This is a genomic window from Micromonospora sp. NBRC 110038 (assembly GCF_020884815.1).
Lineage (GTDB): Bacteria > Actinomycetota > Actinomycetes > Mycobacteriales > Micromonosporaceae > Micromonospora > Micromonospora haikouensis.
Genome location: NZ_BBOL01000008.1, coordinates 117,502 through 141,757 on the forward strand (window position 1 = coordinate 117,502; position 24,256 = coordinate 141,757).

17 protein-coding genes are annotated in these 24,256 nt (G+C 73.8%); 9 read left to right on the forward strand and 8 right to left on the reverse strand.

All coding sequences use genetic code 11. The annotated features are described in order from the left end of the window. Nucleotides 1-21 precede the first annotated feature (21 nt). Nucleotides 22-1,230: a D-mannonate dehydratase ManD gene (gene manD / locus LPU61_RS24665; protein ID WP_043963462.1), complete on the reverse strand. Its 1,209-nt coding sequence runs from the start codon at nt 1,228-1,230 to the stop codon at nt 22-24. Then, nucleotides 1,227-2,267: an acetylxylan esterase gene (locus tag LPU61_RS24670; RefSeq protein ID WP_229406299.1), complete on the reverse strand. Its 1,041-nt coding sequence runs from the start codon at nt 2,265-2,267 to the stop codon at nt 1,227-1,229. Before LPU61_RS24670 ends, manD begins: the two co-directional genes overlap by 4 nt. A gap of 225 nt (nt 2,268-2,492) precedes the next feature. Between LPU61_RS24670 and LPU61_RS24675 the strand changes: the two genes are divergently transcribed. From LPU61_RS24675 to LPU61_RS24715, 9 genes are all read left to right on the forward strand, one after another. Beyond that, nucleotides 2,493-4,895: a glycoside hydrolase family 3 N-terminal domain-containing protein gene (locus LPU61_RS24675; protein WP_229406300.1), complete on the forward strand. Its 2,403-nt coding sequence runs from the start codon at nt 2,493-2,495 to the stop codon at nt 4,893-4,895. 29 nt (nt 4,896-4,924) lie between these two features. Further along, nucleotides 4,925-5,923 (forward strand): sugar ABC transporter permease, encoded by a 999-nt coding sequence (locus LPU61_RS24680; protein ID WP_043963459.1) that lies wholly within the window; start codon nt 4,925-4,927, stop codon nt 5,921-5,923. After that, nucleotides 5,920-6,852, forward strand: a complete 933-nt coding sequence (locus tag LPU61_RS24685) for a carbohydrate ABC transporter permease (protein ID WP_229406301.1) — start codon at nt 5,920-5,922, stop codon at nt 6,850-6,852. The genes LPU61_RS24680 and LPU61_RS24685 overlap by 4 nt, the downstream gene beginning before the upstream one ends. 49 nt (nt 6,853-6,901) lie before the next feature. Further along, on the forward strand, nt 6,902-8,536 hold the full coding sequence (locus LPU61_RS24690) for an extracellular solute-binding protein (RefSeq protein ID WP_043963458.1): 1,635 nt from the start codon (nt 6,902-6,904) through the stop codon (nt 8,534-8,536). A gap of 85 nt (nt 8,537-8,621) precedes the next feature. After that, the gene (locus tag LPU61_RS24695) at nt 8,622-10,223 is read left to right on the forward strand and encodes a xylan 1,4-beta-xylosidase (protein ID WP_229406302.1); all 1,602 of its coding nucleotides are present in this window, start codon (nt 8,622-8,624) and stop codon (nt 10,221-10,223) included. Next, nucleotides 10,220-10,912 (forward strand): hypothetical protein, encoded by a 693-nt coding sequence (locus LPU61_RS24700; RefSeq protein ID WP_229406303.1) that lies wholly within the window; start codon nt 10,220-10,222, stop codon nt 10,910-10,912. The genes LPU61_RS24695 and LPU61_RS24700 overlap by 4 nt, the downstream gene beginning before the upstream one ends. Continuing rightward, nucleotides 10,909-13,026 (forward strand): alpha-glucuronidase, encoded by a 2,118-nt coding sequence (locus tag LPU61_RS24705; protein WP_229406304.1) that lies wholly within the window; start codon nt 10,909-10,911, stop codon nt 13,024-13,026. Before LPU61_RS24700 ends, LPU61_RS24705 begins: the two co-directional genes overlap by 4 nt. Before the next feature lie 169 nt (nt 13,027-13,195). Beyond that, on the forward strand, nt 13,196-14,266 hold the full coding sequence (locus LPU61_RS24710; protein WP_229406305.1) for a hypothetical protein: 1,071 nt from the start codon (nt 13,196-13,198) through the stop codon (nt 14,264-14,266). A gap of 256 nt (nt 14,267-14,522) precedes the next feature. After that, nucleotides 14,523-16,097 (forward strand): DHA2 family efflux MFS transporter permease subunit, encoded by a 1,575-nt coding sequence (locus LPU61_RS24715; protein ID WP_229406306.1) that lies wholly within the window; start codon nt 14,523-14,525, stop codon nt 16,095-16,097. A 90-nt stretch (nt 16,098-16,187) separates the two neighbouring features. On the opposite strand, the gene LPU61_RS24720 is transcribed toward LPU61_RS24715, so the two are convergent. The 6 genes from LPU61_RS24720 to LPU61_RS24745 all read right to left on the reverse strand — a co-directional run bounded on the left by LPU61_RS24720 (nt 16,188) and on the right by LPU61_RS24745 (nt 24,179). After that, nucleotides 16,188-17,549 carry a glycoside hydrolase family 43 protein gene (locus tag LPU61_RS24720; protein ID WP_229406307.1) on the reverse strand — a complete coding sequence of 454 codons (1,362 nt, stop codon included), beginning with the start codon at nt 17,547-17,549 and terminating at the stop codon, nt 16,188-16,190. 80 nt (nt 17,550-17,629) lie between these two features. After that, on the reverse strand, nt 17,630-18,853 hold the full coding sequence (locus LPU61_RS24725) for a multidrug effflux MFS transporter (RefSeq protein WP_043964704.1): 1,224 nt from the start codon (nt 18,851-18,853) through the stop codon (nt 17,630-17,632). Between the two features lie 222 nt (nt 18,854-19,075). After that, nucleotides 19,076-20,140 carry a cellulose binding domain-containing protein gene (locus LPU61_RS24730; protein WP_043963452.1) on the reverse strand — a complete coding sequence of 355 codons (1,065 nt, stop codon included), beginning with the start codon at nt 20,138-20,140 and terminating at the stop codon, nt 19,076-19,078. 453 nt (nt 20,141-20,593) lie between these two features. Next, nucleotides 20,594-20,971 (reverse strand): hypothetical protein, encoded by a 378-nt coding sequence (locus tag LPU61_RS24735; protein WP_229406309.1) that lies wholly within the window; start codon nt 20,969-20,971, stop codon nt 20,594-20,596. Further along, nucleotides 20,926-23,733 carry a M48 family metalloprotease gene (locus LPU61_RS24740; RefSeq protein ID WP_229406310.1) on the reverse strand — a complete coding sequence of 936 codons (2,808 nt, stop codon included), beginning with the start codon at nt 23,731-23,733 and terminating at the stop codon, nt 20,926-20,928. The genes LPU61_RS24735 and LPU61_RS24740 overlap by 46 nt, the downstream gene beginning before the upstream one ends. After that, nucleotides 23,715-24,179 (reverse strand): hypothetical protein, encoded by a 465-nt coding sequence (locus tag LPU61_RS24745; RefSeq protein ID WP_043963450.1) that lies wholly within the window; start codon nt 24,177-24,179, stop codon nt 23,715-23,717. Before LPU61_RS24745 ends, LPU61_RS24740 begins: the two co-directional genes overlap by 19 nt. Nucleotides 24,180-24,256 lie beyond the last annotated feature (77 nt).

Genomic DNA, 24,256 nt, shown 5'->3' on the forward strand with positions numbered 1-24,256 from the left:
CGGGCCTCTCGCGCCCTTGGGTCACCAGGGGTGCAGGGTGCCGTCCTCCAGGCGGTTGACCGGCAGGTAGGCCGGCGAGTAGGGGTAGCGGGCGGCGGCCTCCTCGTCGATGTCCACCCCGAGCCCGGGCGTCTCGGCGGGGTGCAGGTAGCCGTCGGCGAAGTGGTAGCCGTGCGGGAACACCGCGTCGGTCTCCTCGGTGTGCCGCATGTACTCCTGCAGGCCGAAGTTCGGGATCGCGAGGTCCAGGTGCAGCGCGGCGGCCAGGCAGACCGGCGACAGGTCGGTGGCGCCGTGGGAGCCGCTGCGCACGTGGTGCAGCGCGGCGTAGTCGAAGATGCGCCGCAGGTGGGTGATGCCGCCGGCCCGGACCACGGTCGTGCGGACGTAGTCGATGAGCTGCTCGCGGATGAGCGTGGTGGCGTCCCAGACGGAGTTGAACACCTCGCCGGTGGCGATCGGCGTGGTGGTGTGCTGCCGGATGAGCCGGAAGCCCTCCTGGAACTCGGCGGGGACCGGGTCCTCCAGCCAGGTCAGCGCGTACGGCTCCAGGCTGCGGCCGAGCCGGGCCGCCTCGATGGGGGTGAGCCGGTGGTGCACGTCGTGCAGCAGCCGCAGCGTCGGGCCGAACTCCTCGCGGACCCGGGCGAACACGCCAGGGGTGTGGGCCAGGTAGCGGGCCGTCGACCAGACCGTCTCGGTGGGCAGCGCCGCGTCGGCCGGCTCGTAGAACATCTTGTCGGCGCTCACGCCGTACGTCTTGGCCAGGCCCGGCACGCCGCACTGCACCCGCACCGCCCGGTAGCCGAGGTCGACGAAGCGGGCCACCTCGGCCAGCACCTCGTCCACGGTCTCGCCGTTGGCGTGGCCGTAGACGGTGACGCCCTCGCGGGACCGGCCGCCGAGCAGCTGGTAGACCGGCAGGCCGGCGACCTTGCCCAAGATGTCCCACAGCGCGGTGTCCACCGCCGCGACGGCGCTCATGGTGACCGGGCCGCGCCGCCAGTACGCCCCCTGGTAGAGGTACTGCCAGGTGTCCTCGATCCGGGCCGGGTCGCGCCCGATCAGCAGCGGCACGACGTGTTCGCGCAGGTACGCCTCGACGGCCAGCTCGCGGCCGTTGAGGGTGGCGTCGCCGACCCCGGTGACGCCCTCGTCGGTGATGATCTTCAGGGTGACGAAGTTGCGGCCCGGGCAGGTGACGATGACCCGGGCGTCGACGATCCTCACGCGCTCTCCTCCGTCGTGTCGGTGGCGGGGCCGGCGACGTCGCCCGGCGCGGCGAGCACCCCGGCGAGCCACGCGAGCTGCCGGCGGACCTGCACCGCCTCCCCTCCCTCGTGGCCGTTGAACGGGTAGACGTGCATCGCCCGCCGCGGCGGCTCCGGCCGGCCGTTGGCGGCGCCGTACTGGTTGTGGGCGGCGAACACGGTGCTCGGCGGGCACACGGTGTCGCGCAGGCCGACGCCGAAGTGCGCGGGCGCGACCGCCCGGCGGGCGAAGGTGACGCCGTCGACGTAGGACAGGGTGCGCCGCACCGCGTCCTCGGCCGTCCGGTCGGCTGCGAGGTAGCGGGCGATCTCGCCGTACGGCTCGGCGTCGGTGATCTCGATGGCCCGCTGGACGTGGCACAGGAAGGGCGCGGTGGTGATCAGGGCCGCCAGGTCGTCGACGAGGCCCGCCACCGCGAGGGCGATCCCCCCGCCCTGGCTGTTGCCGGCGGCCACGACCCGGCCGGGGTCGACGCCCGGCAGCGCACGGGCCGCCTGCACGGCCCGCACGGCGTCGGTGATCAGCCGCCGGTAGTAGTAGTCCTCGGGCGCGAGGATGCCCCAGGTCACCGGCCAAGGGCCGCCCGGGGCGCCGGCGCGGGGGTCGGGGGTGTCGCCGGCCGCGTGGTGGCCGGACTGGCCCCGGGCGTCCATCAGCAGGTGCGCGTAGCCGGCCACCGGCCAGGTGAGGCGCTCGTGCGGGAGGCCCCGGCCGCGCCCGTAGCCGACGTGCTCCACGACGACGGGCAGCGGCCCGTCCGCCCCGGCCGGACGGGTGTACCAGGCCCGCACCGGGTCACCGCCGTAGCCGGCGAACGTGACGTCCCAGGTGTCGACGAGTCGCAGGTGGGTCGGCTCGGGCCGGACGTCGACGAGCACGGGGTGCTCGGCCGCCGCCGCGAGGGTGGCCCGCCAGAACGCGTCGAAGTCGGCGGGCTCGGCCACGGTGGGGGCGTACTGCCGGAGCTGGTCGAGGGGCAGGTCGAAGTGGGGCATGGAACCTCTCCGAAATTTTCGAGGACTGTAACACGCGCGGTGCCCGGGTACGATGACCCCCGTCGATCCGCTTCGGGCGGGACGAGCCTTGACATGCCCATTTAAGGCCCTTAAGTTGCCCGAAATAGGTCACGCGGGGATTTCCGAAAATTTCGGGCCGGCTCGCCGTCGCCAGTCGTCGCGAGCCACCGGGGAGCCTCCCGGGCCCGGCTGAAGGGGTGTGGCATGAACAGTCAGCTGCCCGTCCACGACGCGGAGGCGTCCCCGGACGCCGCGCGGTGGCGCGACCCGCGGCTGAGTCCGACCGAGCGCGCCGACGCCCTGCTGCCGCTGATGTCGCTGGAGGAGAAGGTCGCCCAGCTCGTCGGGGTGTGGGTCGGCGCCGACGCCTCCGGCGAGGGGGTCGCGCCGCACCAGGCCGACATGGTCGACGGCGAGCTGCGGTGGAGCGACGTCATCCGGCACGGGCTGGGGCAGCTGACCCGGCCGTTCGGCACCGCACCGGTCGACCCCGTGGCCGGCGCGCGCTCGCTGGCCGCGTCCCAGGCCGAGATCGCGGCGGCGAGCCGGTTCGGCATCCCGGCGCAGGTGCACGAGGAGTGCCTCACCGGCTTCGCCGCCTGGCGCGCGACGGTCTACCCGACGCCGCTGAGCTGGGGCGCGTCCTTCGACCCCGTGCTGGTCGAGCAGATGGCCGGCCAGATCGGCCGGTCCATGCGGGCGGCCGGGGTCCACCAGGGCCTGGCGCCGGTGCTCGACGTGACCCGCGACTACCGGTGGGGTCGCACCGAGGAGACCATCGGCGAGGACCCGTACCTCGTCGGGACGACCGGCGCGGCGTACGTGCGCGGCCTGGAGGCCGCCGGCATCGTCGCCACCCTCAAGCACTTCGCGGGCTACTCGGCCTCGCGCGGCGGACGCAACCTGGCCCCGGTGTCGATGGGCCGCCGGGAGCTGGCCGACGTCATCCTGCCGCCGTTCGAGATGGCGCTGCGCCTCGGCGGCGCCCGTTCGGTGATGCACTCCTACGCCGAGATCGACGGCCTGCCCGTGGCCGCCGACGAGGGCCTGTTGACCCGGCTGCTGCGCGACGAGTGGGGCTTCACCGGCACCGTGGTCGCCGACTACTTCGCGGTGCGCTTCCTCCAGACGTTGCATGCGGTCGCCGCCGACGGCGTCGAGGCGGCCCGGCTCGCCCTGCGCGCCGGGATCGACGTGGAGCTGCCCACCGTCGACGCGTTCGGTCCCCCGCTGGTCGAGGCGGTCCGCGCCGGCGAGGTCGACGAGGCGCTGGTCGACCGCGCGCTGCGCCGGGTGCTGGCGCAGAAGGCCGAGCTGGGCCTGCTCGACCAGGGCTGGCAGCCGCTGCCCGACGGCGTCGACGGGCTGCGCCTCGACGACCCCGCCGCGCAGGAGGTGGCCCTGCGCCTGGCCCGCGAGTCCGTGGTCCTGCTGCGCAACGACGGCGGGCTGCTGCCCCTGGACGCCGGCCGCCGCGTCGCCCTCGTCGGCCCGGTCGCCGACGACCCGATGGCGATGCTCGGCTGCTACACGTTCCCCTCCCACGTGGGGGTGCGCCACCCCGAGCACGGGCTCGGCGTGGAGCTGTCCTCCCTGCGCGAGGCCCTCGGCCGCCTGCTGCCGGGGCTCACCCACGCCCCCGGGTGCGCGGTCACCGGCGACGACACCTCCGGCTTCGCCGCGGCCGTCGCGGCGGCCGCCGAGGCCGACGTGTGCGTGCTCGCCGTCGGCGACCGTTCCGGCATGTTCGGCCGCGGCACGTCCGGCGAGGGCTGCGACGCCACCGACCTGCGGCTGCCCGGGGTCCAGCCCGACCTGGTCCGGGCGGTGCTCGCCACCGGCACGCCCGTGGTGCTGGTGCTGCTGGCCGGGCGGCCGTACGCTCTCGGGCCCGAGGTCGACTCCGCCGCGGCCGTGGTGCAGGCGTTCTTCCCCGGCCAGCGCGGCGGGCAGGCCCTCGCCGAGGTGCTCACCGGCGCGGTGAACCCGTCCGGGCGGCTGCCCGTCGGCGTGCCCCGGGACGCCGGCGCCCTGCCGTCGACCTACCTCAACCCGGCGCTGGGCCGCCGGTCGGAGGTGTCGTCGGTCGACCCCACCCCGGCGTTCCCGTTCGGCCACGGGCTGAGCTACACGACGTTCGAGTGGGACGACGCGGGCGTACGCGGGGTCGACGAGGCCCCCGCCGTCGCCACCGGCGGCGACCGCCTCGACTGGGCGGTCGACGGCGAGGTCGAGGTCGACGTGACGATCCGCAACACCGGCGACCGGGCCGGCACCGAGGTCGTCCAGCTCTACCTGCACGACCCGGTCGCGCAGACCACCCGGCCGGTGGTCCGCCTGGTCGGCTACGCCCGCGTCCCGCTCGCGCCGGGCGAGAGCGCGCGGGTGACGTTCGGAGTGCCCGCCGACGTCACGTCCTTCACCGGCGTGCACGGCCGGCGCGTCGTCGAGCCGGGCGACGTGGAGCTGCGGCTCGGCCGGTCCAGCGGCGAGTTCGCCGCCACCCTCCCGCTGCGTCTCGTCGGCGCCGAACGCACCGTCGGCCACCAGCGTCGGCTGGTGTCGACCGCACGGGTCGCCCCCGCCGCCGTCCCGCAGTCCGCCTAGGCACCTCCGCCCCGTCCTGGAGGCCGTCGATGACCACCCCCGACACCCTCACCCCGCCGCCGGTGCCCCCGGCGCGGGACGCCGCCCGGCCGGCGGGCCGCCCCGCACGGCGCCGCCGGGGGCGGCGCCGCACCTGGCGGCAGGCGCTGCGCAAGGACTGGCAGCTCTATTCGCTCGCCGTGGCACCGCTGGTGTTCTTCCTGGTCTTCCGCTACCTGCCGATGGCCGGCAACGTGATCGCCTTCCGGCGGTTCTCCCCCGGTGGCAGCCTGTTCGGCGAGACCTGGGTGGGCCTGCGCTACATACGACTGTTCCTGGCCGACCCGACGTTCTGGGAGGTGTTCACCAACACCCTCGTGCTCGGGACGCTGACCCTGCTGTTCTGCTTCCCCCTGCCGATCGTCCTGGCGCTGCTGCTCAACGAGGTCCGCGCCCGCCGGCTCAAGCGGTTCGTGCAGTCGGTGTCCTACCTGCCGCACTTCCTGTCCATCGTGATCGTGGCCGCCATGGTCATGCAGTTGACGTCGATGGACGGGACGGTCAACCAGATCGTGCGCGGCCTCGGCGGCGAGGCCGTGCCGTTCCTGCAACGGCCGGAGTGGTTCCGCACGATCTACGTCTCCTCCGAGGTCTGGCAGACCGTCGGCTGGGGCACGATCCTCTACCTCGCCGCGCTGACCACCATCGACGAGAACCTCTACGAGGCGGCCCGCATCGACGGGGCGAACCGGTGGCGGCAGACCTGGCACGTGACGCTGCCCGGCATCCGGCCCACGATGGTGACGCTGCTGATCCTCAACATCGGCACGTTCATGGCGGTCGGGTTCGAGAAGATCCTGCTGCTGTACAACCCGCTGACCTATCCGACCGCCGACGTGATCTCCACATACCTCTACCGGATGGGCTTCGAGTCCAGCAACTTCAGCTACGCCGCCGCGATCGGCCTGTTCGAGGCCGTGATCGGGCTGACCCTGGTCCTGACGGCGAACGCCATCTCCAAGCGCACGGTGGGGACGAGCCTGTGGTGACCGTGGAAGCCGCCGAGACCGGCGAGACCCGGCGGGTGGCCCGCCGGCCGAAGGGGATCCGCCCGACCCGGGGCTACCGGGTCTTCCAGGCGGTCAACGCCGTCATCCTCACCGGCGTCGTGATCGTCACGCTGTACCCGTTCGTCAACATCGTGGCCCGCTCGCTCAGCGACGAGGCGTACATCATCGCCGGGCGGGTCAACCTCGTCCCGCGCGGGTTCAACCTGACGACGTACAAGCTGGTGATGTCCGACGCGCTGTTCTGGACCAACTACCGCAACACGGTGGTGTACACGGTGGTCGCCACGGTCATCTCCATCGTGCTGACCACCTGCTACGCGTACGTGCTGTCGAAGCCGCGGCTCAAGGGGCGCGGGGCGCTGGTCGGCATCGCCGTGTTCACCATGTTCTTCTCCGGCGGGCTGATCCCCAACTACGTGCTGATCACCAGCCTGGGCATGAAGAACACCATCTGGGCGGTCGTCGTGCCCAACGCCATCAACGTGTTCAACCTGCTGGTGATGAAGGCGTTCTTCGAGAGCCTGCCGGAGGAGCTGGAGGAGGCCGCCGCCGTCGACGGGCTGAACACGTACGGGACGCTGCTGCGGATCGTGCTGCCGCTGTCCAAGGCCATCATCGCCACGATGGTGCTGTTCTACGCCGTGTCGTTCTGGAACTCGTGGTTCACCGCGTTCCTCTACCTGGACCAGCAGGAGATGTTCCCGGTGACCGTCTACCTGCGCAACCTCATCGCGGGGGCCACCGGCGCCCAGTCGGCCGGCGGGGTCGCCGAGTCCGACGCAGTCCAGGCCGCCGCGACCCTGCAGGCGGTGACCATCGTGCTCACCACCCTGCCCATCCTGGCGGTCTACCCCTTCATCCAGCGCTACTTCGTGTCGGGCGTGATGCTCGGCGCGGTCAAGGGGTAGCCCGGCAAGGTTCCCCCACCACCCCACCACCGTTCGGAAAGGACGAGCCGTGCTCCACAGAACGTGGCGGCGCGCGGCCATAGCCGCGGCCAGCCTGCTCACCCTCACCCTCGTCGCCTGCTCCGAGGAGGCCGGCGACGCCAAGGACCTGTCCGGCAACCGGGCCGGCGCCATGGCGGACTACGCCGTCGGCACCCAGTTCACGGCGACGGAGCCGCTCTCCTTCTCCATCCTCTACAACAACCACCCGAACTATCCGCTGAAGAACGAGTGGCTGTTCTGGTCGGAGCTGACCAAGCGGACCAACGTCAAGCTCGAACCGGTCGCCGTGCCGCTGAGCGACTACGAGCAGAAGCGCAGCCTGCTCGTCGGCGCCGGCGACGCCCCGCTGATCATCCCGAAGACCTACCACCCGGCGGAGAACCAGTTCGTCTCTTCCGGGGCGATCCTGCCGGTGAGCGACTACCTGGACCTCATGCCGAACTTCAAAGAGAAGATCGACAAGTGGGGGCTGAAGCCGGAGATCGACACCCTGCGCCAGTCCGACGGCAAGTTCTACCTGCTGCCGGGCCTGCACGAGAAGCCCTGGCAGGAATACACGGTGGCGGTCCGCACCGACATCCTCGACGAGCTCAAGCAGCCCGTCCCGAAGACGTGGGACGAGTTCTACACGGTGCTCAAGGCGATGAAGGCGAAGTACCCGGACTCGTACCCGTACTCGGACCGGTGGAGCAAGCCCACCCCCGGCGGCGCGCTGCTGCGGATCGCCGGCAGCTCCTTCGGCACCCAGGCCGGCTGGTCCTTCCAGCACAGCACCTGGGACCCGGCCGCCGGCAAGTTCGTCTACACCGGGGCCACCGAGCAGTACAAGCAGATGATCCAGTACCTCAACAAGCTGGTCACCGAGGGGCTGCTCGACCCGGAGAGCTTCACCCAGAGCGACGAGGCCGCCCGCCAGAAGCTCGCCAACGGCAAGTCGTTCGTCATCACCAGCAACGCCCAGACCCTGGTCAACGACTACCGGCCGGACCTGGCCAAGACCATCCCCGGCGCGAAGCTGGTCAACATCCCGTTGCCGGTCGGCCCGGCCGGCGAGATCAACCCCGCCTCCCGGCTGGAGAACGGCGTCATGATCTCCAAGAAGGCCAGGGACAGCAAGAACTTCGTGGCGATGATGCAGTTCATCGACTGGCTCTACTACTCCGACGCCGGCCAGGAGTTCGCGAAGTGGGGCATCGAGGGCACCACGTTCGTCAAGGACGCCGCCGGCAAGCGGATGCCCGCCCCCGACGTCGACATGATCGGGCTCAACCCCAAGGGCACCAAGCACCTGCAGAAGGACTTCGGCTTCGCCAACGGGGTCTTCGCCTACGGCGGCAAGCTGGACCTGATGCAGTCCTTCTTCTCCCCGGAGGAGCTGGAGTTCCAGAAGGTGATGAACACGCGCAAGCCGATCGAGGTGCCGCCGCCGGCCCCGCTCACCGACGCCGAGCGCGAGCAGGTGTCGCTGTGGGAGACGCCGCTGAAGGACTACGTCACCCAGAACACGCTCAAGTTCATCCTGGGCCAGCGCCCGCTGACCGAGTGGGACGCCTACGTCGGCGAGCTGAAGGCCAAGAACGCCGACCAGTACATCGAGGTGGTCAACAAGGCGTACGAGCGGTTCAAGAAGGACAACGGCTGACCGTCCGGTCCCGGCCGGCCCTCACCACCGGGGTCGGCCGGGACCGGCGGGCCCGGCCGGCACGACGAGCAGGACAAGGACGACGATGCGGATCCACGTTCCAGACCGGCCCACGGGCCGGCTGACCGACGCCTGGCGGGCCTGCGTCGGCACCGGCCGGTTCGAGCTGGCGCTGCGGCGCGACTACCAGGACTCGCTGGCGCTCGTCCAGCGGGACATCGGCTTCCGGCACATCCGGGGGCACGGCCTGCTCAGCGACGGCGTCGGCGTGCACCGCCCCTACGAGTACGCGGGGTCGCGGCGCGTGCGGCACTCGTTCACGTACGTCGACCAGGTCGTCGACGCATATCTGGAGCTGGGGATCCGGCCCTTCGTGGAGCTGGGCTTCATGCCCTCGGGCCTGGCCTCCGGCGACCAGACGGTGTTCTGGTGGCAGGGCAACGTCACCCCGCCGCGGTCCTGGACCGAGTGGGCGGACCTGGTCCGGGCCACGGTCGCGCACCTGGTCGACCGGTACGGTCTCGACGAGGTGCGCGGCTGGCCCATCGAGGTGTGGAACGAGCCGAACCTGACGGCCTTCTGGCAGGACGCGGACCGCGACGCCTACCACCGGCTGTACGAGGTGTCGGCGCACGCCGTGAAGGAGGTCGACGCGTCCCTGCAGGTCGGCGGCCCGGCCATCTCCCCCGGCTCCGACGAGTGGCTGGTGCCCTTCGCCGAGTTCGTCGCCGCGCGGGACGTGCCGTGCGACTTCGTCAGCCGGCACGCCTACACCTCCGGCCCGGCGCAGCACGTGCCGTTCGGCACCCACCAGACCCTGGCCCCGGCGGAACACCTGCTGGAGCAGTTCGCCGCGCCGCGCCGGCTGCTGGCCGGCACCGCCCTGGCGGAGCTGCCCGTGCACATCACCGAGTTCAACTCCTCCTACCGGCCCGACAACCCGATCCACGACACCGCGTTCCACGCCGCGTACCTCGCCCCCGTGGTGGCCGCCGGCGGCGACCTGGTCGACTCCTTCTCGTACTGGACGTTCAGCGACATGTTCGAGGAGGTGGGGATACCGACGGCGCTGTTGCACGGCGGCTTCGGCCTGCTCACCCACCGGCAGCTCAAGAAGCCCACCTACCACCTGTACGCGTTCCTGGCCCGGATGGGCGACCAGGTCCTCGCCCGCGGCGCGGACCACCTGGTCACCCGCGACGCCGACGGCCGGGTCACCGTGCTGGCGTGGGCACCGGTGGACGTCACCGGCCGCGAGCCGGTGCCGGAGCGGCACACCCTGGCGCTGTCGGTGCCACTGGACGCGCCCGGGGCGACGTCGGCGTACCTGGCGCGCTCGTCGGTGAGCGAGGAGGCCGGCAACGTCTACGCGGCCTGGGCGGAGATGGGCCGGCCCCGGTCCCCGCTGCCGCGCCAGCTCGACGCGCTGCGGGAGGCCGCCGAGCCGGCCCGCGCCCACCGCAGCCTGCCGGTGACGGGCGGCCGGGTGGAGGTCGACCTCACCCTCGCCCGGCACGAGGTGACCCTGGTGGAGATCGACGCGGTGCGCGACGAGACCCCGCCGTGGTGGGACGGCGACCGGCTGCTCGGCCTGCCCGGCCGCGACGGGACCGGCCACGGCGGCGACGGGCGAGCCGACGGGGGGCGACGCGACGGCGACCCGGCCGGCGGGGGCGAGCGCCCGTGAGCGGCGACGCCGCGCGCGCCTCCCGGCAGTTCGGCGAGGGCCCGCTGTCGCGGTCCGCCGCGCGGGTCTACACCCTGCTCGTCGTCGAACTGCTCCTGCTGCTGGCCTGCCTGCCCGGCCTGGTGCCGCTGGTCCTGCTCGAATCCGACGCGAGCAACATCCCGCTCTACGCCGCCTGCGCGCTGCCGCTGGGCCCGGCGCTGTCGGCCGCGCTGTACGCGCTGCACCACCAGCGCCCCGACCTGACCGACCTGCGGCCCGCCGCCGCGTTCCGGCGCGGCTACCGGGCCAACCTGGCGGGGGTCCTGTGGATCTGGGTGCCGCTGCTGGCGTTGCTCACCGTCGTCGCGGTGAACCTCGCCCACCTGGACGTCGCGGGCGTGCCCCGGTGGTGGGCGGTGCCGCTGGTCGGCGTCGCCGCGCTGGCGGCCCTCGTCGGGGCGAACGCGCTGGTGATCACCTCCCTGTTCGCGTTCCGGGCCCGCGACGTGGCCCGCCTCGCCCTGCACTTCGCGGTCCGCGCCCCCGGGGTGGGCATCGGCACGGCTCTGGTGCTGGTGGCGGGTGCCGCCGTCACGGCGGTCACCTCGGAGGCGGTGCTCGCGCTGGCGGGCTCGGTGTGCGCACTCGCGCTGCTGCGCGTCGCCGCCCCGATGGTCGACACGATCCGCAAGGAGTTCACCGCATGAGCCTGCCCCCCGCCACGACCGGCCCCGCCACCGCCGGCCACGACACGACGGGCCACGGCGGGGGCGTGCACGCCGCCTGGCTGCCGCCGGAGGCGTTCGCCCCGCTCGGCTCGCGTCGCGTCCTCGTGCGCGGCGACGGGATGCTCGTCGACACCGTCTTCGACGAGGTCGAGCGGGCCTGCGCCGGGCACGGCGGGCGGGCGGACCGGACCGCCGGGGACCGGGAGGTGGACCTGGTGCTCGCGCTGCGCGACGCCGGGCCCCTGCCCGCGCCGGCGGCGGCGCTGGCCCGGGCGGCCGGCGCCGGCGGGCCGCTCGGCGCGGAGGGGTTCGCGCTGGCCCGCGCCGAGGGCGTCACGGTGGTGCTGGCCGACGCGCCGGCCGGCCTGCTCTACGGGCTGTTCCACGTGGTGCGCCTCGGCGCGGCGGCGTTCGAGGGGGACCACCCGGCGCGGCGGCACGCGCCGGCGATGGCGCGGCGCATGCTCGACCACTGGGACAACGTCGACGTGGACCCGGTGATGGGACAGGTCGAGCGGGGCTACGCGGGCGGGTCGATCTTCTGGCGGGCCGGGGCGGCGCGCCGCGACCTCGACCGGGTCCGCGCGTACGGGCGGCTGCTGGCCGCCTGCGGCGTCAACGCGATCTCGGTGAACAACGTCAACGTCCACGCGACCGAGGCGCGGCTGCTCACCGACCGCCTCGGCGACGTCGCCGAGCTGGCCGACGCGCTGCGTCCCTACGGCGTGCGGGTGCACCTGTCGGTCACCTTCGCCGCGCCCGTCGTCCTCGGCGGCCTGCCGACCGCCGACCCGCTCGACCCGGCGGTGCGCGCGTGGTGGGCCGCCGCGACCCGCCAGGTGTACGAGCGCATCCCCGACTTCGGCGGCTACGTGGTGAAGGCCGACTCGGAGGGGCAGCCGGGCCCGTTCACGTACGGACGCGACCACGCCGACGGCGCGAACCTGCTCGCGGAGGCCCTCGCGCCGTTCGGGGGCGTGGTGCACTGGCGGGCGTTCGTCTACAACCACCGGCAGGACTGGCGGGACCGCTCGACCGACCGGGCGCGGGCCGCGTACGACCACTTCGCCCCGCTCGACGGCCGGTTCCACGACAACGTGGTGGTGCAGGCGAAGTTCGGCCCGATCGACTTCCAGCCCCGGGAGCCGGTGTCGCCGGTGCTGGCCGCGATGCCGGCGACCCGGCTGGCGGTGGAGTTCCAGGTCACCCAGGAGTACACGGGCCAGCAGCAGCACGTGTGCTATCTCGCGCCCTGCTGGAGCGAGGTGCTGACGTTCGCGCCGTGGGGGCCCGGCGGGCCGACGGTCGCCGACGTGGCCGCCGGCTCGGGGCCGGGTCCGGCGACCGGCGGCGGCCTGGCCGCCGTGGCCAACGTCGGCGACGACCCGTTCTGGACCGGGCACCCCCTCGCCCAGGCCAACCTGTACGCCTACGGCCGGCTCGCCTGGGACCCCGGCCTCGACCCGATCGCGGTCCTCGACGAGTGGATCGACCTCACCTTCCCCGCGTCGACGGTCGGCGACCCGGCGCTGGTGCGCGAGACGCTGCACGCCGTCATGGACGACTCGTGGCGCACCTACGAGCGGTACACCGCCCCGCTGGGCGTCGGCTTCATGGTCAGCCCGGCCCGCCACCACTACGGCCCCGACGTCGACGGGTACGAGTACTCGCGGTGGGGCACCTACCACTTCGCCGACCGCGACGGGGTGGGCGTGGACCGCACCCGCGCCACGGGCACCGGCTTCACGGGCCAGTATCCGCAGCCGTGGTCGCAGGTGTACGAGTCGCTGTCCGACTGCCCCGACGAGCTGCTGCTGTTCTTCCACCACGTCCCGTACGGGCACGTGCTGCGCAGCGGGTCGACCGTCATCCAGCACATCTACGACACCCACTTCGCCGGGGTGCAGCAGGTGGCGCAGATGCGGCAGCGGTGGCGACGCCTCGCCGGGGTGATCGACCCGGCGGTGCACGCCCGGGTGGCCGAGCGCCTCGACGAGCAGCTGCGCTGCGCCATCGAGTGGCGCGACCAGGTCAACACGTACTTCTTCCGCAAGTCAGGGGTGCCGGACGTGCGCGGGCGGACGATCCACTGAACGCAGGCGGCGGGCTGTCAATCATGTGACAGCTTCCCGGCCGCCGCCCCGCGCCAGCCCGGGTTCCCGCAGGTCGGAAGGTGGAGCGTCGGCGGCGGGCCCGGGGCTACGCCGGCGGGTGGCCCGGACGGCGTTCCCACGGCGCGGCCCGCCTGCCTAGGCTCGCACGGTGATCGAACCCGCTGGTCCGGACCCGCTGCCGGCCGCGCCGGAGGACGACGGCCGGGGCGCGGGCGACCGGTCGCGCGTCCTGCTCGTCGTGCTCGTCGCAGCCCTCGTCTTCCTTGTGCCGGTGACCATCGTCTTCCTCGCGACCGAGGGGATCGACAGGGCGGACAAGTACGCGAGCGTGTTCGGGCTGTTCGCGGGGATCTCCAGCGTGCTCGTCGGCCTCGTGTCGCTGTTTCCGCGCAGGCGGGACCGGCAGGCGGGTCCCGGCGGCAACGGGAACCCGGAGAACGGCGGCCCGGGAGGCGGTGGTCGCGAGTCCAGCGGCCCCCGCTCGCAGCAGCGCAGCCGAACGTTCGGGTTCACCGCCGGCGTGGTGGGGACCACGATCCTCTCGTGCACCGTGGCGACGACCACGCAGTCGAGCCTGAACGCGCCGCCCCCCGTCGACGAGCCGCCGCCGTTCGCGGTCGTCGCCGCCGTCGACTGGCCGTGGTGCGACGGCGCGGTGCTCGCCGCGGCGGCGCCCGCCCGACTCCCGGCCCTGCCGCAGCGGTACACGCCCGGGGGCTGGGCCGACTGGTTCACCCGGCTCGGGGGCACCCGGACCGGCGCCGCCTGGGTGACGCTGACCATGCGGTCCCGCTCGGATGCCACCGTCACCGTCACGGACATCCGTGCCACGGTGGCCCGGCGGAGTGAGCCGCCCGAGGTCTCGACCACCATCGGCCTCGCCTGCGGGGGGCCCGGCGACGACGAGCCCGGGGGCGACGCGCTCCGGTTCGACCTCGACGCCGAAACCGCCCGATCGACCGGGGGCGTCCGCTTCCCGCTCGCCGTCACCCGGTCGGCGTCGGTGCTGCCCGTGCGGGCGCAGTCCGGCCAGCGACAGGTCCTCTCCTGGCGGCTGGAGATCGACTGGGCGTCGCAGGGCCGGCGGGGGACGCTCACCGTGGACGAACTGGACGGGCTTCCGCTGCTCACTGGCAGCGAGGGGCGTTCACGCTGCTTCTACGCGGAAACCGGCACGATCATCGAGGGCCTCTCCAGCGAGGGCTGCCCGACCCGCTGACCGCCCCGGCTGCCGTGATCGTAACCACAGTTCACGCGGCCGAATTGGGCGCGTGAAACCGTGGACCGCCTTGTTACCGTTTCGCGGTGCGTTCGCGTGGCCGCGCGTCCACCAGGGGGGCGGTTGCAGCCAACCGGGCGCACGGGGCCGCCGTGTGCGACAGCCCCGCCCGACAGCTAACCCACAACGCGCTGCCGCCCGAGGTGCGGCACGCGGCCGATCGGCGGCACCCGCCAGCTTCATCAGGAGATTCGCTGTGAGCAGTCAACCCGCGGCGCCGGCCAAGCTCGACGCCGCCGTACTGAAGATCGCCGGGGTCGTGGTCCTCGGTGCGATCATGTCGATCCTCGACGTGACCGTGGTGAGCGTGGCGCTGCCCACGTTCCAGACCGAGTTCGACGCCTCCTACGCCCGGGTCGCCTGGACGATGACCGGCTACACCCTCGCGCTGGCCACGGTCATCCCGCTGACCGGCTGGGCCGCCGACCGGTTCGGCACGAAGCGGCTCTACATGGCGGCGCTCGTGCTGTTCACGCTCGGCTCGGGCCTGTGCGCCACCGCCGACTCCATCGGCCAGCTCATCGGCTACCGGGTGCTGCAGGGCCTCGGCGGCGGCATGCTCATGCCGCTCGGCATGACGATCATGACGCGGGCGGCCGGCCCGGAGCGGATCGGCCGGCTGATGGCGGTGCTGGGCATCCCGATGCTGCTCGGCCCGATCGGCGGCCCGATCCTGGGCGGCTGGCTGATCGACGTGGCGAGCTGGCACTGGATCTTCCTGATCAACCTGCCGATCGGCGTCGTCGCGCTGGCCTACGCGCAGTGGGCGCTGCCGAAGGACGCCCCGGAGCCGTCGGAGTCGTTCGACTTCGTCGGCATGCTGATGCTCTCGCCGGGCCTGGCCCTCTTCCTCTACGGGGTGTCGTCGCTGCCCGAGACCGGCACGTTCGGCGACCGCAAGGTGTGGCTGCCGATGCTCGTCGGCGGGCTGCTGGTCGTCGCGTTCGTCGTCTACTCGTTCAAGCCGAAGCACCCGCTGCTCGACCTGCGGCTGCTGCGCGACCGCAACCTCACCGTCGCGTCCGTCACGATGGCCGTGTTCATGGTCGCGTTCATGGGCGCCGGGCTGCTGTTCCCGAGCTACTTCCTGCAGGTGCGCGGCGAGTCGACGCTCGACGCCGGCCTGCTGATGGCGCCGCAGGGCATCGGCGCGATGGTCACCATGCCGATCGCCGGCATGCTGGCCGACAAGATCCCGGTCGGCCGGACGGTGCCGTTCGCGCTGGTGCTGATCGCGGCGGGCTTCTTCGCGTTCACCCAGGTCGACACCGACACGTCCTACCTGCTGCTGTGCGGCTCGCTGTTCGTCATGGGCCTGGGCATGGGCGGCACGATGATGCCGATCATGACCTCGGCGCTGAAGACGCTGACCAACCACGAGGTGGCCCGGGGTTCCACGCTGCTGAACATCCTCCAGCAGATCGCCGGGTCGGTGGGTTCGGCGATCATGTCGGTGATCCTGACCAGCAAGCTGAACGACGCGCCGGTCATCCCGGGGGTGGTCGACCCGAACACGGGCGCGCCGGTCACCGAGGCCGGGCTGGCCATCGCCGTCAAGCAGAACCCGGACCTGGCCCAGCAGTTCCCGGTCGACCCGGGGCTGCTCCAGCGCGGCCTGGAGTTCGTCGCCGACTCGTTCGCCACGACGTTCTGGGTGGGCTTCGCCCTGGTGCTGGCGACGTTCGTGCCGGCCTTCTTCCTGCCGCGCCGTCGTCAGGTGTCCCACCTGCTCGACGACGAGCAGACGCCGGCCCCGGTGCTGATCCACTGATCCACTGATCGCCGCCCGTCGCGGCGTGGGGCGCCCTGCCCCACACCGCGACGGCGTCCCGGCCCGCGCCCACCCGGTGGGGCCGGGCGCTCAGGCCAGCGGGGCCACCGGACGGAAGGAGCTGTCCGCCCGGAAGACGGCGGTGTCCTGGTACAGGTCGATCCGCAGCGCGTAGTCGTAGTGACGCAGGTACCGGCCGGGGTAGTTGTAGGACTCCAGCGAGACCGCGCCGGTGACCGAGCCGGGCCGGGCGCAGAAGGTGGCGTCCCGTCCGAAGATCGCGCTGCCGTCGTTGGCGTCGGCCCGGATCCGGTAGTCGTAGTGCCGCAGGTACCTGCCGTCGGCGGTGCGCAGCGAGTAGCAGTTGGCGTCGGCGAGCCCGGCGACGACGGTGAGGGTGGCGTCCTGGCGGGCCTGCGCCGGGCTGGCCGTGGAGACCGGGTCGAGGTAGCCGAGGTTGTCGGCGCGGCGGGCCACGTACCGGTCGGGGAAGTTGACCGACTGCAACGACCGGGTGCCGGTGGGGAGCGTGACGCCGCCGGAGACCGTCTCGCGGAGCACCGTGAAGTGCCGGGCGAATCCGGACAACCCGGGCAGCTCGACCGGCGGGGTCCAGGTGCGCAGCCCGTCGGAGCTGTCGCTGAAAAAGTACTTGCCGACCGTGTACCCGTCGAAGTAGATCCGCCAGCCCCCGTTGTCGAGCGGCACCAGCGCCTGACCCTCGCGCGGGCCGCCCCAGCCGGCCCAGTCACCGGTGCCGACGAAGGTGTAGGGGCCGTTCAGGCTGCTCGCCGTGGCGTGCTCGATGTACTTGGTGGTCTCCTGCTTGGCGAAGGCGTGGTACGTCGCGCCGACCTTCACCACGAACGTGTCGATGTGGTTGGGGCCGATCCCGGAAAGGAGCGTGGGCGCCCCGAAGGCGGTGAGCGAGGCGTTGGTCGCGCGCAGCCGGTACGGCTTGAAGTCGGCCCCGTTGGTGGAGAGCGAGACGATCACGTTGACGCTGCCGTCGCTGTCGACGAACCACTCGGGGGCCCAGGTGTTCTGCACCGTCATCGGGATGGTGTGGTTGCGCAGGAACGTCCAGTTGACCCGGTCGGTGCTGGTGGCGAAGCCGATCGTGTTGCCGGTCCAGTTGGTGGTGTAGACGACGTAGTAGCGCCCGTCGGTGTGCCGGATGATGCTCGGGTCGCGGATCAGCCCGGTCGGCGGCGTGTAGGCGGGCCCGCGCAGCAGCCGGTAGCCGGTGGCGTCGGCCGACTCGTAGACGTACATGTTGGATTCGCTGCTGTTGGTGAACGCCGTCATCGTGTAGCGGGAGGTCTGCCCCGGTGGAGGCGCGGCGGCCGCCGGGGTGGCCCCGGCGGGCGGCAGCGCGGCGGCGAGCGACGCGAGGACGGTCACGGCCGTCAGCGCCGCCCGACGCCACGACCGACGGACGGTTCGGACCATCTGCCACCCCCACGCGAACAATCGAAGTTACTCGATGTTAACGCTCGCCTCACCGGGTGACAACGAGGGTGTGCCGCCGGTCAGTGCGCCGCCACGACCACCGCGTCGGCCGGCAGGCCGGCGAGCCGGGCCGGCCGCACGACGACGAGCAGGACCGCCATGGCCGCCACCATCCCGCCCGCCACCACCAGGGCCATCGCCACCGCACCGGTGCCGAGCATCCCCACCAGGGGCGCGGCCACCGCGCCGACGCCGAACTGCACCGCGCCGAGCAGGGCCGACGCCGTGCCCGCCGCCTCGCCGTGCCGGGACAGCGCCAGGGCCGGCGCGTTCGGCATCGCCAGCCCCGCCGCCGCGAGCACCGCCCACAGCGACGCCAGCAGGGTCGGCAGCCCACCCAGGCCGGTCGCGGCGAAGACGAGCAGCGCCAGCCCGGCCACGGTCCCCGCGCCCAGGGACGCGACGAGGATCCGCTGCGGGGAGTGGCGACGCAGCAGCCGCACGTTGAACTGGGTCGCCCCGATCAGCCCCACCGCGCCCGCCCCGAAGGCCAGCCCGAACTGCTGCTCGTCGAGGCCGTACTGCTGTTGCAGGACGAACGACGACCCGGCCACGTACGCGAACAGCGCCGCCATGGCCAGGCCGGCGACCAGCACCAGGCCGACGAACGTGCGGTCGCGCAGCAGCGAGCCGTACACGGCCAGGGTGGCGAGCGCGCCGCCGCGCCGCCGCCGCTCGGCCGGCAGCGTCTCGCGCAGGCCGAACACGGCGACCACGACGAGCACCGCACCGAAGGCGGCCAGGGCCACGAACACGCCCCGCCAGTCCGTCCAGCGCAGCAGCCCGCCGCCGAGGGTCGGCGCGAGGACCGGCGCGGCCCCCATGACCAGCAGCAACCGGGACAGCAGCGTGGCGAAGGCCGCGCCGCTGAACAGGTCGCGGACCACGGCCATCGCGACCACCGAGGCCGCCGCGACGCCGAGGCCCTGCACCACCCGCAGCGCGCCGAGGACGGCGACGCTCGGCGCGACCACGCAGAGCGCCGACGCCACGACGTGCAGGGCGATGCCGGCGATCAGCGGCTTGCGCCGCCCGACGGCGTCCGACAGCGGGCCGATCAGCAACTGGCCGACGGCGAGGCCGGCGAGGGTGCCGGTGAGGGTCAACTGCACCGCCGCCGACGTGGTCTGGAAGTCGGCGACGAGCGCCGGGAAGGTCGGCAGGTACATGTCGATGGTCAGCGGGCCCACCGCGATCAGCGAGCCGAGCACGAGGACGAGCCGCAGGCGCTGCCGGCGACCCATCGCGTCGCCCGGCATCGGCGGGGCTGCCGGTGCCACGGTGGCGGCCTTCATCGGGACGCCCCGGCGCGGCCGGCGCGCGGCCGGGCGGGAAATGATGCAACGGTCACAACAGGCTCCAAATCCGGAGCCCGGCATCTGATTCCCCGCCCGGCGACAGGTAACGCAGGTCACAGGCCGGCGGGCCCCCCACGAAGGGTACGGGCGCGGGGGGCCCGCCGGGCGTCAGACGGTCGAGCAGGTCGCGCCGTTGAGGGTGAAAGAGGACGGTTTGCCGGCGTTGCCGGTGTGGTTCGCCTGGAACCCGATGTCCACCGATCCGTTCGGGGCGAGGCTGCCGTTGTAGGAGACGTTGCGGGCGGTCACCGCGCCGCTGGTGGGCGAGTAGGTGGCGTTCCAGCCGCTGGTGATGCTCTGCCCGGTCGGCAGCGTGAACGCCAGGGTCCAGCCGTTGACGGCCGCGGTGCTGGTGTTGGTGATCGTGACGGACGCGGTCAGGCCGGTGCTCCAGGCGTTGACCGTGTACGCCACTCGGCACGCCCCGGACGCCGGAGGCGTGGTCGGCGGCGGGGTGGTGGGCGGGGGCGTCGTGGGCGGGGGCGTGGTCGGCGGGGGCGTCGTCGTCGGGGGCGTGCCGCCGATGCTGCCCGGCACCGCCCGCAGCGCGTTGTACCAGGCGGTGGCCATCTTGCCGTAGCCCGTCGCGTTGGGGTGGATGCCGTCAGCCAGGTCGGCGTAGGTCAGCGCGCTGCCGATGTCCACGAGGTGCACGCGGCGGCCGGCGTTGACCTTGCCCTGCACGATGCCCGGGATGGCCGCGTTGTACGTCCGCACGGCGTTCTCGGTGCCGGAGCGCGGGATGATCGTCGCGACGAAGACGTCCGCCGTCGGCGTGGTCGAGGTGATGCGGTCGATCAGCGTGGACAGGCGCGACGCGGCGGCGGTCGGGTCGCCGTACATGTCGTTGGTGCCGATGTGCAGCAGCACCGTGCGGGGCGTCGTCGCCCGCAGCCAGTTGACGACGTTGGCGTCGACCTGGGAGATGGTCCACCCCGAGTGGCCCTCGTGGTCGTGGTCGCCGAGGCTGGCCGGCCCGTTGAACATCGAGCCGACGAAGTCGATCCGGTAGCCGCCGGCGGCGAACTTCTGCCACAGGTCGATGCGGTAGCCGCCGGGGACGTTGAAGCCGTCCGTGATCGAGTCGCCGAGCGGCATCACCCGGACGCCGCCGTTGGACTCGGCGTTGGCGGGGGCGATCGCGAACGTGACGGCGGTGGCGACGACCGCCATGACGGCCGCCGCGGCGCCGAACAGGCGAGTTCTTCGTGTCATGCGTATCCTCCCGATGGTGGTTGCCCGGGCGAGGGACACGCCGGGCGAGGTGCGGAATCCGGGCGCGGCGGTGGCCCCGTCGAGGTCCGCCCACGGGCGGACGAGGGTGAACGGAGGCGCGGCGGGTCGGCGCACCACCGCAACTGCCGGGTACGGCATGGGAAGGCCAACCGTCAGCAGTGCCCGTGCGGCTGCGCCGCCGGCCCCGGCGTCCGGGCGGACGACCGGCGGCCCGTGGCTGGAGCGTGCCCTTCACCCTGGCCGCCGACACCATAGCTTGTGACCGCTAACACCCACAATGGATCGTCACCGGGCGATACTTCCAGGCGCGCGGCGGGCCGGACCGGGCCCCGGCTGCGGCGGTCAGAACAGCGCGTACCGGGCGCGAAGGAGGGTACGTCGGGACCGCCGTCAGCGCGGGGTCGACGACGGGGGCGACGGGGGCGCGGACGCCTGCGGCGTCGGGCTGGGCGACGCGCCCAGCGGCCCGTCGAACACCACCGCCGGCCGGTCGGCGTCGCGCACCCGGTGGAACACCTCCATGCGCAGCCGCGCCGCGTCGGCGGGGACGGCGAACGCGTAGTTGAGCCGCCGCGCCGCCCCCGCCTCCACCGTCGGGCCGGCGTTCGGGTACTCCGGGTCGGGCACGACGATCGCCGGGGTCAACCGGTCGTCGACCAGCCCCCGGAAGGAGAACTCGTTGACGTCCAGCGCCCCGGGCCGGCCGTTGGTGAGGCTGGCGATCACCACCGCGTACCAGGTGCCCTGGAGCTGGACCCGCTGCGGCACGGCAAGGGTGAGCGTGACGCCGTCGGGCCAGGCGTACGTCTGCCCGAAGGCCAGCCGGACCGGCGCCGGCACCGGTCCCGTCGGGCCGGGGTCCGGCGGCGGTGGGGTGTCCGGCCGGGCCGGCCGCCGGTGGGCAGCCACCGGCAGTAGGTGGTGAGGGCCACCTGGGCCCGGCCCGGGCGGCGCACCTCGCCGCGCCGGGTCCCGTCGTAGAGCACCTGACCGAAGGCGCGCAGCCCCGGCGCGTCGGAGCCGGCGGCCCGCCGGCCCACCTCGACGTTGGTGATCGCCTGCTGGTCCACCAGCAGCGGGCGACCGGCCGCGGTCTGCGCGAACCGGCAGACGTCGGGCGCGGCCACGGTGCCGGCGGCCGGCGGGGGCGCGGCGGCGGCGACCTGCTCCGGCACCCATGATCCGCCCCGGCCGGGTATGAACTCGTTGGCGGACAGCCACAACCCGACGACCGGGCCGACGTAGCCCAGCACGACCGGCCCGGTCACGGCGACCACGACGACGCGGGGCCAGCGCCGGGCCCGGCGGGCACCGGCGGGCGCGGCCGGGTGGCCCCGCGGCCACCGCGCGCGGCGCCACCGCACCAGCCGGCCCACCGACGCCACGAGCGTGCCGGCCACGACCGCCGCCGCCAGGCCGAACACCCCGACCAGGGTGTTCGCGCCACCGATGGTGAGCACGCCCTGGTAGACGCTGCCGCAGCCGGCGCCCAGACACAACTCGACGAAGGAGAGCGTGAGCAGCACCGACACCAGCGCGTAGCCGGTGAGCACCGCCGCGACGAGGGCGTGCGCCGGGCCGAGCCCGACGCCGGACCGGCCGCCGAGGGCCGCGGCGACGAACGCGACCACCAGCTGCACGAGCGCGACGACGCCGAGCAGCGCGTAGACGTTGAGCAGGGCCCGCTGGTAGCTGCCCGGGTCCAGCTCACGGCCCAGCCAGGTCGCCGCCGCCACCAGCAGCCGACCGGAGCTGGCCTCGTTGACGGCCAGCGCGACGACGAAGACCAGCGCGGGCGGCAGCAGCGCCGCCGCGGGCCGGATGCGCGGCCGGGGCAGGGCCGCGCCGTCGGCGCGGTCGAGGCGCACCGCCCGCAGGATCCCGCCGCGCCGCACGGCGGCCGTCAGCGGGTACGCCGCAGCCGCGAGCAGCGGCAGCAGCACCCACGGGTCCAGCGCGCTGCCGAACACGCCGACGGGCAGCGCGACGGGCACGCCGGTGCCGGCCACCGAGGTCCCCGTCGACCAGGCCGTCAGGCCGGCGCCGAAGGCGAGCGCGGCCAGCGCCTGGCCCGCGCGTACGGCCGGGGTCAGGGTGCGGCCGGCCGCCGACGGCAGCCACGCCGCCGCCGAGGCCACCGACCAGCGGGCGAACAGCAGGCAGCCCAGGGTGAGCAGCACCAGCGCGAGCACGCCCTGCGCCGGGAACTGCCGCAGGATCGACGGCCAGGTCGCGTCGTCGCTCAGCGGCGCGGCGACGAGTTCGCCACCGGCGATGCCGGCGGCCAGCGCCAGGCCGGGCCGGACGCCGGTGGGCAGCGGCGTGCCGGTCACCAGGGACACGAGGGCCTGCCGCCACAGGCCGGTGCCGACGACGGTCACGGTCAGCGCGCCGAGCAGCGCCGAGGCCAGCAACAGGCCGTGCAGCCGGTCACCGCCGAGCAGGTTGGTGGTGATGGTGCTCAGGTACGGCAGCGAGACGCCGACGGTGACGCCGGCCGCCAGCGCCTCGACGGCACCGGCGCGCAGCAGCGCCTCGGGCCGGCGTACCACGTCGGCGCGGTCGCCGTTGGTCGGGTGCAGCCGCAGCAGCCGCCACCACGCGCGCCGCGCCGGCCCGAGCGGCCCGCCCGCCGGGGGCTCCCGCTCCGGGAATGCCTGCGGGTGGAAGGGCGGATCGGTGCGGTCGGGGCCGGCCACGGACGCGCGCACGTCGGCGTGGTGTTCCCGGGCGCGGATCACCGCCGCCCTGACGAGCCAGAGCAGGGCGACCGCGACGCCGAGCCGCCACCCGACGGGCCACAGCAGGGCGGGCGTCCGGACGGCCACGAAGGCCAGCAGCGGCACGGCCACCACCAGCACGAACGCCCAGCCGCTGAGCAGCGCCAGGACGGTGCGGTCGACGTCGCGGTTGCGCAGGTGGGCGAGCTCGTGCCGGACCACCGCCCGCAGCGCCAGCAGGCCGTCGTCGCTGGTGTCGTGCAGCAGTCCCCGGTTGAGGCGGACGTGGTGGTGGGGGCGGCAGCCGAAGGCCCGGCCGCCCGGCCCGGTGCGGTACGGGTTGACGACGAAGCGGGGCGGGCGGGTCAACCGCGCCTCGTCGACCAGCCGCGCGATCTCCCGCGCCGCGACCGGGTAGACGACCGGGTCGAGGGGACGCAGCCCCTGCCGGCGGATCAGCCGGCGGGGGTGCCGCCGGTAGCCGACGAACATCGCGGTCGCCACCAGTGCCGCCGCGCCCAGGCCGACCCCCGCCCGGCGGACGTCGACCGCCGATTTGCAGGCCAGGTAGCCGTCGGTGACCCGCTGCGGCGGCCCGGTCGCGGCGGCGGTGTCGGCGGCGACGACGCACCGCCGGTAGCTGCTCTCCCAGCCGGTCAGGCCGCCGGCCACGGCGTCGTAGGTGTAGGCGGCGGCGCTGAGGGTGAGCGTCATCAGCAGCAGGAACAGCGAGGTGGTCGCGGGCGGGAGGGTGAACGGGTTCAGCCGTGCCCGGTCGGTGGCCGGGTCCGCTACGGCCGGGCGTTCCACCGCTGCACCAGCGCGGCGGCGAGGTCGGCGGCGAGGGCCTCGGGCGCGCCCCGGTCGGCGGCGCGCCGGGCCGCCAGCGCCCTGATCCGCTCCTCCTGGCCGGGCGGGATCGGCGGGGCCGTGCTGTCCTCGCCGACGGCGGGGCCGCGGAACGGCCACCAGCCCGCCGCCCGGTAGCGGCGTCCGGCGGCCTTCGCGCCGGTGACGACGAGGTCCTTGCAGATGTCCACGACCACCGCGGCGGCGAGCACGCCCACCGCATGGCCCGCCTCCTCCCAGCCGGCGGCGGTGGGCTCCGCGCCGGCCCGGCCCGCCCGGCTGGCGGCGGCCGGATCGCGCAGGTAGGCGGTCGCCACGAAGTCGAAGTCCGACAGCTCGTCCGGTGCCACCTCCGCGACGATGTCGCGGGCGATGTCGATGACCTTGCGCTGTTCTGTGACCGGCACCGCGCTCTCCCCTGAATCCGGAGTCAGGGGCAGCGTGGCAGAGCGGCGCGGGGCGAGGTGTCGGCTGACCGACACCG